The sequence below is a fragment of the Streptomyces sp. SID3212 genome, assembly GCF_009865405.1.
In the GTDB taxonomy this organism is placed as follows: domain Bacteria; phylum Actinomycetota; class Actinomycetes; order Streptomycetales; family Streptomycetaceae; genus Streptomyces.
Genome location: NZ_WWJY01000666.1, coordinates 1 through 1,224, shown reverse-complemented (window position 1 = coordinate 1,224; position 1,224 = coordinate 1). Strand labels below are relative to the sequence as shown.

Genomic DNA, 1,224 nt, shown 5'->3' with positions numbered 1-1,224 from the left:
GAGCTTGACGAGGGTGCGGATCGCGGAGCCCGTACCGCCCTTGGGGGTGTAGCCGAACGGCGCCCCCTCGTGGAAGGCGGGGCCCGCGATGTCGAGGTGCGCCCACGTGATGCCCTCGCCGACGAACTCCTTCAGGAAGAGCCCGGCGACCAGGCCGCCGCCCATCCGCTCGCCCATGTTGGCGATGTCGGCGGTGGGGGAGTCCATGCCCTTGCGCAGGTCGGCGGGGAGCGGCATCGGCCACGAGGCCTCGCCGACCTCCTCGGCGATCTCGTGGATCGACGTACGGAACGCGTCGTCGTTCGACATGATCCCGAAGGTGCGGTTGCCCAGCGCCAGGACCATCGCGCCGGTCAGCGTCGCCACGTCGACGATCGCGTCGGGGCTCTCCTCCGAGGCGCGGGTCAGCGCGTCCGCGAGGACCAGCCGCCCCTCGGCGTCGGTGTTGAGGACCTCGACGGTCTTGCCGCTGTACATGCGCAGGACGTCACCCGGGCGGGTGGCGGAGCCCGAGGGCATGTTCTCGGCCAGGGCGAGCCAGCCCGTCACGTTGACGCGCAGGCCGAGCCGGGCGGCCGTGACGACGGCGGCGAACACGGCGGCGGCGCCGCTCATGTCGCACTTCATCGTCTCGTTGTGCCCCGGCGGCTTGAGCGAGATGCCGCCCGAGTCGTACGTGATGCCCTTGCCGACCAGGGCGAGCGTCTTCTCCGCCTCGGGGTGGGTGTACGCGAGCCGCACCAGGCGCGGCGGGTTCACCGAGCCCTGGCCCACGCCGAGGATGCCGCCGAAGCCGCCCTTGGCGAGCGCCTTCTCGTCGAGCACCTGCACCTTGACGCCGTGGTCCTTGCCGGCGGCGGTGGCCACGGCGGCGAAGCCCTCGGGGGTGAGGTCGTTCGGCGGGGTGTTGATCAGGTCGCGGGCGCGGTTGACCTCCTCGGTCAGCGCGATCGCGCGGTCCGCCGCGGCCTTGTGGGCCTTGTCGCGGGGCTTGGCGCCCAGCAGGGCGACCTCGCCGAGCGGCAGCTTCGGGCCGTTGCCGTTCTTCTTGGCCGACTTCTCGCCGCCCAGGTAGACGGTGAAGGCGTACGCGCCCAGAAGGGCGCCCTCGGCGATGGCCTCGACGTCCTCGGCGGCCTCGACGGGCAGCGCGAACGCGGCCTTCTTCGTGCCCGACAGGGCGCGGGCGGCGGCGCCGGCGGCGCGGCGCAGCGCCTCGGAGCC

At 73.2% G+C, this 1,224-nt stretch carries 1 protein-coding gene; it reads right to left on the bottom strand.

Features of this window, described 5'->3' with window-relative positions; translation table 11 throughout:
* Positions 1-1,224: leucyl aminopeptidase (locus tag GT042_RS20025; RefSeq protein ID WP_161310093.1), on the bottom strand; the 1,224-nt coding region annotated here is incomplete at both ends.